13 protein-coding genes are annotated in these 15,520 nt (G+C 72.4%); 7 read left to right on the top strand and 6 right to left on the bottom strand.

Going from position 1 to position 15,520, the window contains the following annotated elements:
• The first annotated feature begins 31 nt into the window (after nucleotides 1-31).
• The 3 genes from AB0D48_RS18740 to AB0D48_RS18730 all read left to right on the top strand — a co-directional run bounded on the left by AB0D48_RS18740 (nucleotide 32) and on the right by AB0D48_RS18730 (nucleotide 6,732).
• Nucleotides 32-2,968, top strand: coding sequence for an FAD-binding and (Fe-S)-binding domain-containing protein (locus AB0D48_RS18740; RefSeq protein ID WP_362397527.1), 2,937 nt, complete (start codon nucleotides 32-34; stop codon nucleotides 2,966-2,968).
• 147 nt (nucleotides 2,969-3,115) lie between these two features.
• Nucleotides 3,116-4,954 carry an ABC transporter ATP-binding protein gene (locus AB0D48_RS18735; protein WP_362397525.1) on the top strand — a complete coding sequence of 613 codons (1,839 nt, stop codon included), beginning with the start codon at nucleotides 3,116-3,118 and terminating at the stop codon, nucleotides 4,952-4,954.
• A complete protein-coding gene (locus tag AB0D48_RS18730; protein ID WP_362397522.1) occupies nucleotides 4,951-6,732 on the top strand; it encodes an ABC transporter ATP-binding protein in 1,782 nt (593 codons plus the stop codon). Before AB0D48_RS18735 ends, AB0D48_RS18730 begins: the two co-directional genes overlap by 4 nt.
• A gap of 83 nt (nucleotides 6,733-6,815) precedes the next feature.
• On the opposite strand, the gene AB0D48_RS18725 is transcribed toward AB0D48_RS18730, so the two are convergent.
• Together AB0D48_RS18725 and AB0D48_RS18720 are read right to left on the bottom strand one after the other, a co-directional pair.
• Entirely contained in the window at nucleotides 6,816-7,343 is a 528-nt protein-coding gene (locus tag AB0D48_RS18725) for a hypothetical protein (protein ID WP_362397519.1), read from the bottom strand.
• Nucleotides 7,344-7,447: 104 nt separating this feature from the next.
• Nucleotides 7,448-8,239, bottom strand: coding sequence for a metal-dependent hydrolase (locus AB0D48_RS18720; RefSeq protein ID WP_362397516.1), 792 nt, complete (start codon nucleotides 8,237-8,239; stop codon nucleotides 7,448-7,450).
• Between the two features lie 145 nt (nucleotides 8,240-8,384).
• On the opposite strand from AB0D48_RS18720, the gene AB0D48_RS18715 reads away from it, so the two are divergent.
• The 3 genes from AB0D48_RS18715 to AB0D48_RS18705 all read left to right on the top strand — a co-directional run bounded on the left by AB0D48_RS18715 (nucleotide 8,385) and on the right by AB0D48_RS18705 (nucleotide 12,464).
• Nucleotides 8,385-10,907, top strand: a complete 2,523-nt coding sequence (locus AB0D48_RS18715; protein WP_362397513.1) for a DUF3516 domain-containing protein — start codon at nucleotides 8,385-8,387, stop codon at nucleotides 10,905-10,907.
• A gap of 88 nt (nucleotides 10,908-10,995) precedes the next feature.
• Entirely contained in the window at nucleotides 10,996-11,904 is a 909-nt protein-coding gene (locus AB0D48_RS18710) for an acyl-CoA thioesterase II (RefSeq protein ID WP_362397510.1), read from the top strand.
• Nucleotides 11,905-12,062: 158 nt separating this feature from the next.
• Entirely contained in the window at nucleotides 12,063-12,464 is a 402-nt protein-coding gene (locus tag AB0D48_RS18705; protein ID WP_362397507.1) for a YchJ family metal-binding protein, read from the top strand.
• Here the strand turns inward: AB0D48_RS18705 and AB0D48_RS18700 are convergent.
• Nucleotides 12,428-13,201, bottom strand: coding sequence for a DUF6397 family protein (locus tag AB0D48_RS18700; RefSeq protein WP_362397504.1), 774 nt, complete (start codon nucleotides 13,199-13,201; stop codon nucleotides 12,428-12,430). The genes AB0D48_RS18705 and AB0D48_RS18700 overlap by 37 nt on opposite strands.
• A gap of 254 nt (nucleotides 13,202-13,455) precedes the next feature.
• Nucleotides 13,456-13,854 carry a roadblock/LC7 domain-containing protein gene (locus AB0D48_RS18695; protein WP_328924404.1) on the bottom strand — a complete coding sequence of 133 codons (399 nt, stop codon included), beginning with the start codon at nucleotides 13,852-13,854 and terminating at the stop codon, nucleotides 13,456-13,458.
• A gap of 106 nt (nucleotides 13,855-13,960) precedes the next feature.
• On the opposite strand from AB0D48_RS18695, the gene AB0D48_RS18690 reads away from it, so the two are divergent.
• Nucleotides 13,961-14,398 carry a PPOX class F420-dependent oxidoreductase gene (locus tag AB0D48_RS18690; RefSeq protein WP_362397501.1) on the top strand — a complete coding sequence of 146 codons (438 nt, stop codon included), beginning with the start codon at nucleotides 13,961-13,963 and terminating at the stop codon, nucleotides 14,396-14,398.
• Nucleotides 14,399-14,450: 52 nt separating this feature from the next.
• Here AB0D48_RS18690 and AB0D48_RS18685 read toward each other — a convergent pair whose 3' ends face one another.
• Both AB0D48_RS18685 and AB0D48_RS18680 read right to left on the bottom strand, forming a co-directional pair.
• Nucleotides 14,451-15,128 (bottom strand): ATP/GTP-binding protein, encoded by a 678-nt coding sequence (locus AB0D48_RS18685; protein ID WP_362397498.1) that lies wholly within the window; start codon nucleotides 15,126-15,128, stop codon nucleotides 14,451-14,453.
• Nucleotides 15,128-15,508 (bottom strand): DUF742 domain-containing protein, encoded by a 381-nt coding sequence (locus tag AB0D48_RS18680; protein WP_328924407.1) that lies wholly within the window; start codon nucleotides 15,506-15,508, stop codon nucleotides 15,128-15,130. Before AB0D48_RS18680 ends, AB0D48_RS18685 begins: the two co-directional genes overlap by 1 nt.
• Nucleotides 15,509-15,520: the final 12 nt, after the last annotated feature.

The following is a 15,520-nucleotide window of genomic DNA, read 5'->3' as shown; positions in this document are numbered from 1 at the left end:
GCGTGGCCCGCGACGAGGCGAGGGGTCGGCCATGCCACTGCTGGAACCGAAGCCCGGAGCCCTGCGCCCGCGCGGCACCAGCGGTCCCGCTCCCGACCGGGTGCCCGAGCACCGGGCCGCCGGCACCCCGGAACCACTGCGCACCGAGCTGGCCGAGCTGCTCGGCGCCGAGAAGGTGCTGTGGAAGGTCTCCGACCTGGTCCGCTACGCCACCGACGCGTCGCCCTACCGCTTCGTCCCCCAGGTCGTGGTGATCGCCGAGGACATCGACGACGTCTCCGCGGTGCTCTCGTACGCGCACGGCCGGCAGCGCGAGGTCGTCTTCCGCGCCGCCGGCACCTCGCTCAACGGTCAGGCCCAGGGCGAGGACATCCTCGTCGACGTACGCCGCCACTGGACCGGCGTCGAGGTGCTGGCCGGTGGCAGGCGAGCCCGGATCCAGCCCGGCACCACCGTCTTCCGGGCCAACGCCGCCCTCGCCCGGCACGGCCGCGTACTCGGCCCCGACCCGGCCAGTGCCCTCGCCTGCACGCTCGGCGGAGTCGTCGCCAACAACGCCTCCGGCATGATGGCGGGCACCACGAGGAACTCGTACCGCATGCTCTCCTCCCTCACCCTCGTGCTCCCGGGCGGCACCGTGGTGGACACGGCGGACCCGCTGGCCGACGAGGAGCTGGCACGCGCCGAACCTGCCCTGTGCCAGGGGCTGATGCAGATCAAGGCGGAGATCGAGGCCGACCCCGCGCTGGTCGCCCGGATCCGCGCCAAGTACGAGATCAAGAACACCACCGGCTACCGGCTCGACGCCTATCTGGACGGCAACACCCCCGTCGAGATCCTGCGCGGTCTGACGGTCGGATCGGAGGGCACCCTCGGCTTCATCGCCGAGGTCGTCTTCGACACCCTCCCCCTGGACCGCGAACTCTGCTCCGCCCTGCTGTTCTTCCCCTCGCTGCCGGCCGCGGCCGCGGCCGTGCCGCTCTTCAACGAGGCCGGCGCCCTCGCGGTCGAGCTGATGGACGGCAACACCCTGCGCGCCTCGGTCAGCGTCGCGGGCGTCCCCGCCGACTGGGCGGACCTGCCCAAGGACACCACCGCCCTGCTGGTGGAGTTCCGCGCACCGGACGAGGCCGGCCGCGACGCCTGCGAACGCCGCGCCACGCGGCTGCTCGCCGGGCTCGACCTCGTGGCTCCGGTGGCCTCGGTCACGAACGCCTTCACCCGGGACCCCCGGACCATCGGCGGCTACTGGACGGCGCGCAGGGCCTTCGTCACCGCCGTCGGCGGCGCCCGCGCCGCCGGCACCACGCTGATCACCGAGGACTTCGCGGTACCGCCGTCCCGGCTGGCCGAGGCCTGCGAGGCGCTCCTCGAACTCCAGGCGGAGCACGGCTTCGACGCGGCCGTCGCCGGTCACGCGGCCCACGGCAACCTGCACTTCCTGCTCGCCTTCGACGCCGCCGACCCGGCGGACGTCGAGCGGTACGCGGCCTTCATGGACGCCTTCTGCCGGCTCACCGTGGAACGGTTCGACGGTTCCCTGAAAGCCGAGCACTCCACCGGACGCAACATGGCGCCCTTCCTGGAACTGGAATGGGGCGCCGGGGCCACCGAGCTGATGTGGCGCACCAAACGCCTCGTCGACCCGGAGGGGGTGCTCGCCCCGCGGGTCCTCCTCGACCGCGACCCGCGGGCGCACCTGCGCGGCCTGAAGACGATTCCGCGGGTGGAGGCGGTGGCCGACCCGTGCATCGAGTGCGGATTCTGCGAACCGACCTGCCCCAGCCAGGACCTGACGACCACTCCCCGCCAGCGGATCGTGCTGCGCCGCGAAATGGCGCGCCAGCAGCCCGGCTCCAGGGTGCTGGACGGGCTGCTCGACGCCTACGGCTACGACGCCGTCGACACCTGCGCGGGCGACTCCACCTGCAAGCTCGCCTGCCCGGTCGGCATCGACACCGGCGCGCTGATGAGGGATTTCCGCCACCGCCGGCACAGCGCCCGCGAGGAGCGGGCCGCCGCCCTGGCCGCGCGGCGGTTCCGCGCGGTCGAAGCCGCCGCCCGGCTGGCCGTGGCCACCGCCGACAAGCTGACCGACCGGCTCGGGGACCGCGTGGTGGAGGCGGTCACGCGGGCCGCACGCAGGGCCGTACGACCGGACCTGGTTCCCCAATGGCTGCCGCAGATCCCCGGAGCCGCCGCGCGGAGACTGCCCGCCACCCGGCGGGTGGGCGCCTCGGCCGTGTACTACCCGGCCTGCGTCAACCGGATCTTCGGCGGTCCCGGCCGACGGCCCGGGCCCTCCCTGCCGGAGGCCGTCGTGGCCGTGTCGGAGCGGGCCGGGAAGCCCGTGTGGATCCCCGGCGACGCGCCGGGCACGTGCTGCGCGACGATCTGGCATTCCAAGGGCTACGACGCCGGGAACCGGGTGATGGCCAACCGCATCGTCGAGGCGGCCTGGGGCTGGACCGCCGGCGGGCGGCTGCCGTTGGTCGTCGACGCCTCCTCCTGCACCCTGGGCCTCGCCCATGAGGTGGTCCCGTACCTGACGGAGGAGAACCGGGTCCTGCACGCGGAGCTGCACATCGTCGACTCGGTCGTCTGGGCGGCCGAGGAGCTGCTGCCGCACCTGGAGATCCGCCGCACGGTCGGCTCGGCGGTCCTCCATCCCACCTGCTCGATGCGGCACTTGGGCGACGAGGCGCAGCTGCGGGCCGTCGCCGGGGCGTGCGCCGACGAGGTGGTCGTCCCGGACGACGCCGGGTGCTGCGCCTTCGCGGGCGACCGGGGCATGCTGCACCCCGAGCTGACGGCCTCGGCGACGGCGCGCGAGGCCGCCGAGGTCACGGCGCGGCCCTTCGACGCGCACCTGTCGGCGAACCGGATGTGCGAGGTGGGCATGGACCGGGCCACCGGACGCGGCTACTACTCGGTTCTGCTCGAACTGGAGCACGTCACCCGCCCCTGACGTAGGTTCTGACCTGGCGCTACGTCGCCCGCGGCGGCCGCAAACCTCCTCGTGAGGGTGCTTGGGCACCGGAAAATCGATTGCCGGGCTCCGGTACTGAAGGCGAACCTTGCACGGTTTGGACCACTCGACCAGTCATGGGGCGTCATGCAGATCAGCGATCTTCCGTATCCGGACCCCGGGGTACCCGACGCCCGTTCAGGGCCTCGGTTCCTGATGTGGCTCGGCCGGGGTCAGCTCGGCGGCCAGCTCAAGAGCCTGTGCTGGGGGTTGGTGCACTTCGGCGGCATCGCCGGACTTCCGTACGCGGTGGGCACGGGCGTCGACGCGGTCGTCGACCGCGACTCCACCCGGCTGCTGCTCGTCGGCGGGCTGCTCGTGCTGCTCGGCGCCGCCATCTCGCTCGGCGACGCCATGCTGCACCGGACCGCCGTCACCAACTGGATCACCGCTGCCGCACGCGTGCAGCAGCTGCTGGCACGCAAGACCGCCGAGCTGGGCTCCGCCCTGACCCGCCGGGTCGCCGCGGGCGAGGTGGTCGCGGTCTCCACCGGCGACGTGGAGAAGATCGGCTGGTTCGTCGAGGCGGTCTCCCGTTTCCTCGCCGCCGCCTTCACCGTCGTGCTGATCTGCGTCGGCCTGCTGTTCTACGCACCCGAGCTGGGCGTGGTCGTGGCGATCGGCGTGCCGGTGGTCGCACTGGCGGCGCTGCCGCTGCTGCCCCGTGCCACCCGACGTGCCGACATCCAGCGGGAGAAGGCGGGCAAGGCCACCGAGCTGGCCTCCGACACCGTCGCGGGTCTGCGGGTTCTGCGCGGCATCGGCGGCGAGGAGCTGTTCCTCGGCCGCTACCGCGAGGCTTCGCAAGAGGTCCGCAAGGCGGCCGTGCGCAGTGCCCGGATGTGGGCGCTGATCTCCGCGATCCAGGTGCTCCTGCCGGGCGCGCTGCTGGTCACGGTGGTCTGGTACGGCTCCGCGCTCGTGGCGGACGACCGCATCGCGGTGGGTGAACTCGTCGCGGTGTTCAGCGCGGTGGCCACGATGCTGTACCCGCTCCGGCACTTCGAGGAGATCGCCCAGGCGTACTCCTTCTCGCGGCCCTCGGCCAAGCGGGCCGCCCGGGTGCTGTCGCTGACCCGTACGGACGCCGCCGAGGGGCAGCCGGCCGCCGAGGCGGCCAAGGCTCCGGCTCCGGGCGCGGACCTGTACGACCCGCGGACCGGGCTGCTGGCCCCCGCCGGCCGGTTCACCGCCGTCGTGTGCGGGGACCCGGACCTGGCGGGCCGGCTCGCGGAGCGCCTCGGCGGCCACCCGATGGACGGGGACGCCGAGACGGCCGCCGGGCCTTCGGTGCTCCTCGGCGGGGTCGCGCTGGACGAGCTCGCGCTGGACACCGCGCGGACGTTGGTCCTCGTACAGGACAAGGATCCGGTGCTGCTGTCCGGGACCCTGCGCGAGCTGTTCGACGTACCGTCCTCCGGGGCCGTCGAGTCCGGTGCCGCCCTGGCGGCGGCCCAGTGCGCGGACGTTCTGGACGCGCTGCTGCAGTCGGCGCCGGACGGGGTCGACGATCCGATGGACGCGCGGATCACCGAGCGCGGCCGGTCACTGTCCGGCGGGCAGCGCCAGCGGCTCGCGCTGGCGCGCTCCCTGGTGACCGATCCGGAGGTGCTGGTGCTGGACGAGCCGACCTCGGCGGTCGACTCGCACACCGAGGCACGGATCGCGGACGGGGTGGCGGCCCTGCGGGCCGGGCGCACCACCGTGGTGCTGGCGTCCTCGCCGCTGGTGCTGGACCGCGCCGACCGGGTCGTCCTCATCCACGAGGGCACGGTCGCGGCGGTCGGTACGCACCGCGAACTGCTGCACGGCGAACCGCTCTACCGGGCGGTCGTCACCCGCGAGACGGAAGAGGAGCAGCGGGTCGCGCAGCTCGGACTGACAGAGCTGGAAGAAGCACTCACAGAGATCGAGGAATCCGCATGATCGGCGTGGCACCGCCGGAGTACGATCCGGCGGCCCCGGAGTCCGTCGCGACCCTGCCCGTGGGCACGTCGGCGACCGTACGGGGCTATGTGCGCGGCCTGTTCCGGCGACACCGGCGGGCCTTCGGGGTCCTGGTGGGCGTCAACGCCGTCGCGGTGATCGCCTCCATGGCCGGCCCCTATCTGCTGGGCCAGGTCGTGGACGAGCTCGCGGCGGGGGCGCGCGAGCTCCATCTGGAGCGCGTGGCGCTGCTGTTCGCGCTGGCGCTCGCCGTCCAGACCCTCTTCGTCCGGCTGGTCCGGCTGCGCGGGGCGATGCTCGGCGAGGAGATGCTGGCCGATCTGCGCGAGGACTTCCTGGTGCGGTCCGTGGGACTGCCGCCGGGTGTGCTGGAGCGCGCGGGCACCGGCGACCTGCTGTCGCGGATCACCACCGACATCGACCGGCTGGCCAACGCGATGCGCCAGGCCGTACCGCAGCTGGCCATCGGCGTGGTGTGGGCGGGGCTGCTCTTCGGCGCGCTCGCGGTGACCGCGCCGCAACTCGCGCTGGCCGCGCTGGTGGCGCTGCCGGTGCTGGTGATCGGCTGCCGCTGGTACTTCCGGCGGGCGCCGTCGGCGTACCGCTCGGAGGCGGCCGGCTACGCGGCGGTCGCGGCCGCGCTCACCGAGACGGTGGACGCGGGCCGCACGGTCGAGGCGCACCGGCTCGGTGAGGACCGGATCGCGCTGTCGGAGCGCCGGATCAAGCAGTGGACGGCGTGGGAGCGGTACACGCTGTTCCTGCGGACGGTCCTCTTCCCCGTCGTCAACGTCACGTACGTGACGATCCTCGGCTCCGTGCTGATGATCGGCGGGTACTGCGTGCTGCGGGGCTGGATGACGGTGGGACAGCTGACGACGGGTGCGCTGCTGGCCCAGATGATGGTCGATCCCATCGGCCTGATCCTGCGCTGGTACGACGAGCTGCAGGTCGCCCAGGTCTCGCTGGCCCGGCTGGTGGGCGTGCGGGAGATCGAGCCGGACGCCGGGGACCCCAAGGTCGGGCCCGAGGGCCGGGACGTGCGGGCGGACGAGGTGCACTTCGGCTACCGGGAGGGCGTGGACGTCCTGCACGAGGTGTCGATGTCCGTGCCGCCGGGCACCCGGATGGCGCTCGTCGGCCCCTCGGGCGCGGGCAAGTCCACCCTGGGCAGGCTGCTCGCGGGCATCTACGCGCCGCGGACCGGCGAGATCACCCTGGGCGGGGCGCGGCTGTCGCGGATGCCGGCTGAGCGGGTGCGCGAGCACGTGGCGCTGGTCAACCAGGAGCACCACGTGTTCGTGGGCTCGCTGCGGGACAACCTGCGCCTGGCCAGGACGGGCGCAGGGGACGCGGAGCTGTGGGAGGCGCTGGGCGCGGTGGACGCGGACGGCTGGGCGCGTGCCCTGGAGGCCGGCCTGGACACCGAGGTCGGCTCCGGGGGCACGGCGCTGACCCCGGCTCAGGCACAGCAGGTCGCGCTGGCCCGGCTGGTGCTGGCGGACCCGCACACGCTGGTGCTGGACGAGGCGACCTCGCTGCTGGACCCGCGCGCGGCACGGCACCTGGAGCGTTCGCTGGCCCGGGTGCTGGACGGCCGTACGGTCATCGCGATCGCCCACCGGCTGCACACGGCACACGACGCGGATGTGATCGCGGTGGTCGAGGGCGGCCGGATCAGCGAACTCGGCTCGCACGACGAGCTGGTCGCCGCCGACGGCGCGTACGCGGCGCTGTGGCGGTCCTGGCACGGCTGACCCGCCGAGGCATGGGCCGACGTGCCTGATGGCCGCCGGGGCACGGAGCGGTGGGGCCGCCACGCCGGGCGGCCCTGCCGGCCTCAGGGCCCGTCGGGGGAACGGCCGCGCTCCGCGATGGCCATGGCCCACGAGCGGAAGGCGGCCACCTCGCCGGGCCGGCCGTGCGGATGTCCGGGAGGTACGGCGGCCGAGGCCGCGTCGAGGAGGTCGGCGAGGCCCAGGTGGTGCCGGTCCCAGTGCAGGGCGTTGTAGGCGGTCATGAGTGGGGCGACCCGGTCGCGGATGCTCGCCGCCTCCGCCCGGCCCACGCCGAGCCGCTCCGGGCGGTCCAGGGTGGCGGCCTGGTGATCGGGGCCGAAAGCGGTGTCCAGAAAGGGCTCGAGGAGCTCACCCCACACGTCGGGCCTGCGTACCCGGGGGATCCCGTTGTCCTCGCAGAACCGCTCCAGCTCGGCGCGCTGCGGGGCCGGGACGAAAACCGTGTCTCCCGCGACGGTGCGGATCTCCGGCGGGGCGGCGGCGGGGTCGCCGGCCCGGACAGCGGATGCGCGCAACACGCCGTCCGGCAGGAGGACCCGGTCACCGGCGAACGTGACGTCGAACCTCATGGCGGGACACCTCCGGATGGACTTGGGCCCTCTTTCGGATCCTGCTCCCCCAGCTACCGCTGGGAGGTGCCCCCAGGCCCGCGGCAAGATCCGAAAGAGACGGCCTAGACGAACCCGAGGGCGGAGGCGCCGCCGAAGCCGCCGAGGAGCAGGAACACCGGCATGAGGACCTTGAGCTCCACCCAGCTGCCGGCCCGGAAGCGCATCATCTTCGGCGGGCCGATCGGGTACCAGCGCTTGCCGGCGATCGGGATGGGCCACAGGACCGGGCAGCCGGAGACGGTCAGGGCGTCGCCGATGTCGTGGACCAGGGCTCCGAGCAGGATCGGCAGGCCGAGCCAGAGATACTCCTGCCCCGGTGCGGTGAACAGCCAGCCCGCGCCGTTGCCGGGCTGGTCGAGCACACCCGCCAGGATCCACGCGCTGGTCGCGCCGAGCAGCCAGACGAGGATGTCGCTGGACATCCGGGCGGCCCGCCACAGCAGGCCCTCGACCGCGAGCACCAGGTGGACGAAGAGCAACGCGAGCACGCCCCAGCGGTCGGCGGTCACGGCGAGCACGGAGGCACCGCCGCCGATCAGGACGGCCCAGAGCCAGGTGTGCGTCAGGGTGCGGTGGCCCCCGGTGCGGCGGGCGTCCTTCGGCGAGCGGGTGGCCTTGTAGACGGCGTAGGAGATCTTGTCGACCACTTCGCACAGGCCTCGGGAGAGCGGGCCGAAGGCGCGCGAGATCGTCGCCGACTTGTGGTCGAGGTCGGGGGCCAGGGCTGCTCCGGCGCAGATCAGGGCGCCGACGACGAGGACCGGCCACGGCATGGGGTGCCCTGCGGCCGCGGTGGCCGCGCCCACCCCCAGCCAGGCCGCCGCCCCGGAGAGTGAATGCGCCGGACCCATCATGGTCGTTCCCCGCCCCGGTGGTGTGCTGGTCGGGCCCGGTCGACGGTTTCGTTCGGGCCGCATCGACGGCACAGCGTACCGTCGATGATCTTCCCTCCGTCGGCCGGTTCCCTGATCCGGGGGGAAGCCAGGCAAGATGGGGGGTGTGACCCTCATTGATCAGCTCCCGCCGAACGCCGACCCCGACGCCCTCTTCGAGGCTTTCTCCTCGTGGGCGGAGGACCAGGGCATCACCCTGTACCCGGCTCAGGAGGAGGCGCTGATCGAGGTCGTCTCCGGGGCGAACGTGATCCTCTCCACCCCGACCGGCTCCGGCAAGAGCCTGGTCGCGGCGGGCGCGCACTTCACCGCCCTGGCCCAGGACAAGGTCACCTTCTACACCGCCCCGATCAAGGCGCTGGTGTCGGAGAAGTTCTTCGACCTGTGCAAGCTCTTCGGCACCGAGAACGTCGGCATGCTGACCGGCGACGCCTCGGTGAACGCGGACGCACCGGTGATCTGCTGCACCGCCGAGGTGCTGGCCTCCATCGCCCTGCGTGACGGCAAGCACGCCGACATCGGCCAGGTCGTGATGGACGAGTTCCACTTCTATGCCGAGCCGGACCGCGGCTGGGCCTGGCAGATCCCGCTGCTGGAGCTCCCGCAGGCGCAGTTCATCCTGATGTCCGCGACCCTCGGCGACATGAAGCGGTTCGAGGAGGACCTGACCCGGCGCACCGGCCGGCCCACCTCGGTGGTCCGCTCCGCGACCCGGCCGGTCCCGCTGTCGTACGAGTACGTCACCACACCGATCACGGACACCATCACCGAGCTGCTGGAGACGCGGCAGGCTCCCGTCTACATCGTGCACTTCACCCAGGCCCAGGCGGTCGAGCGGGCGCAGTCGCTCATGAGCATCAACATGTGCACCCGCGAGGAGAAGGACAAGATCGCCGACCTGATCGGCAACTTCCGGTTCACCACCAAGTTCGGCCAGAACCTGTCGCGCTACGTCCGGCACGGCATCGGCGTGCACCACGCCGGAATGCTGCCCAAGTACCGGCGCCTGGTCGAGAAGCTGGCCCAGGCCGGTCTGCTGAAGGTCATCTGCGGTACCGACACCCTCGGCGTCGGCGTCAACGTCCCTATCCGCACGGTGCTGTTCACCGCGCTCACCAAGTACGACGGCAACCGGGTCCGCACCCTGCGCGCCCGCGAGTTCCACCAGATCGCCGGCCGCGCCGGCCGGGCCGGCTTCGACACGGCGGGCTATGTGGTCGCCCAGGCGCCCGAGCACGTCATCGAGAACGAGAAGGCCCTCGCCAAGGCGGGCGACGACCCGAAGAAGCGCCGCAAGGTGGTGCGCAAGAAGGCTCCCGAGGGCTTCGTCGCCTGGTCGGACACCACCTTCGAGAAGCTCATCGCCGCCGACCCGGAGGCGCTGACCTCGCGCTTCAAGGTCACCAACATCATGCTGCTGTCGGTCATCGCCCGGCCGGGCGACGCGTTCAAGGCGATGCGCCACCTCCTGGAGGACAACCACGAGCCGCGCAAGGCCCAGCTGCGGCACATCCGCCGGGCCATCGCGATCTACCGCTCGCTGCTGGACGGCGGTGTGGTCGAGAAGCTCGACACCCCGGACGCGGAGGGCCGCACCATCCGGCTCACCGTCGACCTCCAGCAGGACTTCGCGCTCAACCAGCCGCTGTCCACCTTCGCGCTCGCCTCCTTCGACCTGCTGGACCCGGAGTCCCCCTCCTACGCGCTGGACATGGTGTCCGTCGTGGAGTCCACGCTGGACGACCCCCGCCAGATCCTGGCCGCCCAGCAGAACAAGGAACGCGGCATCGCGGTCGGCCAGATGAAGGCCGACGGGATCGAGTACGAGGAGCGGATGGAGCGGCTTCAGGACGTCACCTATCCGAAGCCGCTGGAAGAGCTGCTCTTCCACGCCTACGACGTGTACGCCAAGAGCCACCCGTGGGTCCGCGACCACCCGGTCTCCCCGAAGTCGATCATCCGCGACATGTACGAACGCGCGATGACCTTCACCGAGTTCACTTCCTTCTACGAGCTGGCCCGCACCGAGGGCATCGTGCTGCGCTACCTGGCGAGCGCGTTCAAGGCGCTGGACCACACCATCCCCGACGACCTCAAGTCCGAGGACCTCCAGGACCTGATCGAGTGGCTCGGGGAGCTGGTCCGCCAGGTGGACTCCAGCCTGCTGGACGAGTGGGAGCAGCTGGCGAACCCGGAGGTGGAGACGGCGGAGCAGGCCCAGGAGAAGGCCGACCAGGTCAAGCCGGTCACCGCCAACGCACGCGCCTTCCGCGTCCTGGTCCGCAATGCCATGTTCCGCCGGGTGGAGCTGGCCGCCCTCGACCACGTCAACGTGCTGGGCGAGCTGGACGCCGAGTCCGGCTGGGACGCCGACGCCTGGGGCGAGGCGATGGACGGGTACTGGGACGAGTACGACGACCTGGGCACCGGCCCCGACGCACGCGGCCCGAAGCTGCTGCAGATCGAGGAGGACCCGGCGCACGGCCTGTGGCGCGTCCGCCAGACCTTCGCCGACCCCAACGGGGACCATGGCTGGGGCATCAGCGCCGAGGTCGATCTCGCGGCCTCCGACGAGGAGGGCCGGGCCGTCATCCGGGTCACCTCGGTCGGCGAGCTCGGGGCCCTCTGAGACCGCCGACCGCCCCCGGCGGCCCACCGGACCCGCCGACCCGTGTTTCCCGCCCGCTCCGCCCGGACCTGACAGTGGAGAACCTCTGATGACGAACCCCGCCGAGAGACTGGTCGACCTGCTCGACCTGGAGCAGATCGAGGTCAACATCTTCCGCGGCGCCAGCCCGCAGGAGTCACTCCAGCGCGTCTTCGGCGGCCAGGTCGCCGGCCAGGCGCTGGTGGCGGCGGGGCGCACCACGGAGAGCGACCGCCCGGTCCACTCGCTGCACGCGTACTTCCTGCGCCCCGGCATCCCCGGGGTGCCGATCGTGTACCAGGTGGAACGGGTGCGCGACGGGCGGTCCTTCACCACGCGCCGTGTCACAGCGGTCCAGCAGGGCAAGACGATCTTCAATCTCACCGCCTCCTTCCATCATCCGGAGGAGGGCAGCATCGAGCACCAGCTGCCTCCTCACCACGTTCCCCATCCGGACACGCTCCCGAAGGTCGCGGACGAGATCCGCGAGCACCTGGGCGCCCTGCCCGAAACGCTGGAGCGGATGGCCCGCCGCCAGCCCTTCGACATCCGGTACGTGAACCGGCTCCGCTGGACTCCCGAGGAGCTCAAGGACGCCGATCCCCGCAGCGCGGTGTGGATGCGGGCGGTCGGCCCGCTGGGCGACGACCCGCTCGTGCACACCTGCGCCCTCACCTACGCCAGTGACATGACCCTCCTCGATGCGGTGCGGATCCCGGTCGAACCCCTGTGGGGGATGCGCGGGTTCGACATGGCGAGCCTGGACCACGCCATGTGGTTCCACCGCCCGTTCCGGGCGGACGAGTGGTTCCTGTACGACCAGGAGTCCCCCATCGCGCACGGCGGCCGGGGACTGGCCCGGGGCCGTATCTACGACCTGGAGGGCAGGCTGCTGGTCTCCGTCGTCCAGGAGGGCCTCTTCCGCCCGTACCCCGCCAAGCCGCCCCGGCCCGCCGAGCCGGCCCCGCCGACCCCGTAGCCAAGGCAACCCGCCCCACCGGCCCCGCGGCCGAGGCAACCGGTCGGCCGGCCCACGGCCGAGGCATCCCCCAGTCCAGGCAACCCCACGGTCCAGACGTACCCCTTGGTCCAGACGCCCCCGTAGTCCCCGACCTCCACGAGGAACCGAGCCACCCCATGCCCACCCCGGCCCTCCCCTGCCCCTGCGGGCTGCCCGCCACCTACCCGGAGTGCTGCGGCCGCTTCCACTCCGGTGCCCAGCAGGCGCCCACCGCCGAGAAGCTGATGCGCTCCCGCTTCAGCGCCTTCGCCGTCGGCGACACCGCCTACCTGCTGCGTTCCTGGCACCCCTCAACCCGCCCGGCCCGGCTCGACCTGGATCCCGGGCAGCGCTGGGAACGGCTGGAGATCCTCGCCACCGAGCGCGGGGGGATGTTCGAGACGGAGGGTTCGGTGGAGTTCCTTGCGCACTACCGCGAGGGCGGGCACACGGGTTCCCTGCACGAGCACAGCGCCTTCTCCCGCGAGGGCGGGGCCTGGGTCTACGTCGGCCCGCTCTCCCCCGTCGACTTCGACTGACCACGCGCCCCTCTCAGCGCGAAGTCCAGGCTCGTGCGGTACCAGTCGATCTCCTCCGGCGGCTCGGCCTTCAGCAGCGGCAGCGCCACGGCCGCGGCCGCCGGAACCTGCGGGTGGCCGTACGGCGGGGGCGGCGCGAGGGCGGCCAGCACGATGCGCTCCGCCGGGTCGGGCACGGCCTGCCGCAGCTCTTCCTCGGGGAGTACGGACGCCAGTACGGCAGCGCGCTCCCAGGGGTCGGCGGTCCGTCTCAGCAGCAGCCCGACGTGCCGCCCGCGCCACTTACGCGGGCGCAGGTCCGCCTTGGCCACCATCAGCTCCCGGTCCGCCGGAGGTGCGACCCCGCGCAGCATCGTCGGTTCCCGGGCCGCGAACTCCCGTAACTCCGAGGCCAGGTAGAGCCACACCACCGCCCGGTAGCGGTTGATCCGGTAGCCCACCGGCACGACGTGCCCGCAGCGCGCGAGCCGCGTGAAGCGGCTCGGGCCGACCCCCAGCACTCCCGCCGCCTCCGCTCCGCCCACGGTGGCCACCCGTTCGCGCAGCGCCTCCGGCCACTCCGTGCCCAGCCGGCTCTCGGCGGACCTGACCCGGTCCAGCTCGGCCCGGGCGTACCGCGCGGCCCCGCCGGACGCGGGCGGCCCGGCCGCCCGTACGATCCCCAGCTGAACGGCCCGGGCGAACTCGCCCCGGCTCAGCCCCAGTTCCCCTGCGGCCCGCACACCGCCCACCAGCACCTCGGCAGGCTCCTCCGCACGGCCATCCGGAACCCCGTCCCGGCTTGCGCCCGGACACACGCCCGAACGCCCGCCCGGACGCACGCCCTGACGGCCATCCGCAGTCACATCCGCCCGCACGTCGCTGGTCACGGCGTCCCGGAGCACGGCCATCCCCATCTGCGTCATCATCACGGTCTCCCCCACGAGCATTGATTACTCTGTGTGAAGACCGTAACTCAGCGCGACGACACCTCGCGAGGCCTGTGGATAACTCAGCCGCCGGTGATGCGCCGCTCCGCGACGCCCAGGTGCTCGCCCACCCGGTTGACCAGCAGCGTCATCTCGTACGCGACTTGCCCGATGTCCGCCTCGGAGGCGCTCAGCACACACAGGCAACTGCCCGCGCCCGCCGCCATGACGAAGAGCACCCCTTCGTCGTACTCGACCATCGTCTGCCGGACCTCCCCGGCCCTGAAGTGCCGCCCCGACCCCTTCGCCAGGCTCTGCAGTCCGGCTGCGACGGCCGCCAGGTGCTCCGCGTCCTCCCGCGCCAGTCCCGCACTCGCGCCCGTCACCAGGCCGTCGTTGGACAGCACCACCGCGTGCCGCACCTGCTGGACCCTGCGCGTCAGGTCGTCCAGCAGCCAGTCGAGCTGCTTGTCCAGTGCCATGGCGAACCCCTCCCCGTAGACGCGGCCGGCCTGGCCGCGCCCCACCCCGCGTAGTCGTGGCGCAAGCCTTCCCCACCAGCCCCTTTCCGGCAAGGAGGATGTCCCCATGACGAAGAAGATGACTCAAGAGGAATGGCGTGCGTTCGTCTCCTGCTCCACTCGGACCGGAAAGCTCTCCACCGTCCGTGAGGACGGAAGCCCGCACATCGCTCCCATCTGGTTCGCACTCGACGGCGACTCGTTCGTGTTCACCACCGGGAAGGACACGGTGAAGGCACGCAACCTGGCCCGTGACGGCCGGGTCGCGCTGTGCGTGGACGACGACCGGCCGCCGTACTCCTACGTCGTTCTCCAGGGCCGCGCCGAGATCAGCGAGTATGCCGGGAACGAGGACGAGATGCTCGCCTGGGCGACGGCGATCGGCGCCCGCTACATGGGCGAGGAGAACGCGCGGGCCTTCGGCCGCCGCAATGCCGTTACGGGCGAACTCCTCGTCCGGGTGCCCATCGACAAGGTGATCGCCCTCGGCGGGGTGGCGGACTGACGGGAGGTGCGGCGACCCGCCCGAAGCCTCACCCTCCGCGGACCGGTCGGGTTCACACCGAATCGGCCTGCGGACCCACCGAGTCCAGCAGCCGGGCGGTGTGCACCCGCCCGGCGTACTCGACCAGCCTGATCAGTACTTCCTTCCCCGAGTCCTTGTCCCGCGCGTCACACAGCACCACCGGGGTCCCCCGGTCCAGGTCCAGTGCCCGCGACACGTCGTGCGCCCCGTACCGCCGCGCATCCGTGAAGCAGTTGACGGCGACCACGAAAGGGATGCGCCGGTGCTCGAAGTAGTCCACGGCCGGGAAGCAGTCCTCCAGGCGTCGCGTGTCGGCGAGCACCACCGCGCCCAGCGCGCCCTGCGACAGTTCGTCCCACAGGAACCAGAACCTGTCCTGGCCCGGCGTGCCGAACAGGTACAGGGAGAGCCCGGACCGGATGGTGATCCGCCCGAAGTCCATGGCCACGGTCGTGGTCGTCTTCTGGTCCACCCCGCCGGTGTCGTCGACCAGTTCGCCCGCCTCACTCAGCAGTTCCTCCGTCCGCAACGGCCTGATCTCGCTCACCGCGCCCACCAGCGTGGTCTTGCCGACTCCGAAACCGCCCGCCACCAGGATCTTCAGCGCGAGCGAGGCCAGTTCGGTGTCGTCGCCGGGATCCGCGCCCGGAGCCGCACCGGCCGTACCCGGAACCGCGGCCGGAGCCGGTCCGTTGTCGTGTTGTCCCATCACAGCGCTCGCAATCCCTCGATGACTTCCCGCAGAATCCGCTCGTCCGGCAGCTGCGCGGGCGGTACCGGCCTGCTCACCTTGACGTGCCCGCCCTCCAACAGGTCGCCGAGGAGCACCCGCACCACCCCCACCGGCAGGTCCGCGTCGGCGGCGAGCTCCGCCACCGACTGCGTCTCGGACCGGCAGAGTCCGAGCAGCGCCCGGTGTTCGGGGCCGAGCAGCGACTCGGCCGCCTCGTCGGTGCCCTGCGGATCCACGACGACCAGGGCGATCAGGTCGAAGCGGACCCCATGGGGCCCCGGCTTCGTCCGCCCGCCGGTCATGGCGTACGGACGGACGAGCGGGCCCGCGTCGGCGTCGTACCACTGGCCGTTCATGTGCCGGACCGC

This window comes from Streptomyces sp. NPDC048269, assembly GCF_040652395.1.
Classification (GTDB): domain Bacteria; phylum Actinomycetota; class Actinomycetes; order Streptomycetales; family Streptomycetaceae; genus Streptomyces.
Note: the sequence above shows the minus strand (reverse complement) of the source record. Positions and strands in the feature narration are given on the sequence as shown.